Genomic DNA, 367 nt, shown 5'->3' with positions numbered 1-367 from the left:
ACATGATTGGTAAGCGAACAACGAACGAAGCGTTGAAACGATGGAGGAAGACCTATCGCATTTATGGAGAAGAAGGACTCTTGAATGAGAGACGTGGAAAATCAAATCTTGGAGGTCGACCGAAAAAAGACGATTCCGTCGAACGACGCCTTGCGAAAGCTGAAGCACGAATCAAGTACCTCACAGCGGAGAACGAATTACTAAAAAAGCTCGACGCTCTCGAAAGAGAGGCGAAGCACCGAAACTAACCGCATCTGAGCGCTATCAGGCAATCAATGTTGTCTTACGGAAACAATCATCTAGGCGGTTCGTGACGGATCTATGTACGCTCGCTGAAGTGAGCCGCAGTGGTTATTACGCCTGGCTC

General features: G+C 48.2%; 1 pseudogene. It reads left to right on the top strand.

Going from position 1 to position 367, the window contains the following annotated elements:
- Positions 1-248, top strand: a pseudogene (locus KNP91_RS15660) (IS3 family transposase); the annotation flags it as partial.
- Between the last annotated feature and the right edge of the window lie 119 nt (positions 249-367).

The sequence above is a fragment of the Exiguobacterium sp. s138 genome, assembly GCF_018618775.1.
GTDB classification, from domain to species: Bacteria; Bacillota; Bacilli; order Exiguobacteriales; family Exiguobacteriaceae; genus Exiguobacterium_A; species Exiguobacterium_A artemiae.
The sequence above is the reverse complement of the archived record's forward strand: the minus strand, read 5'-3'. Positions and strand labels throughout refer to the sequence as shown.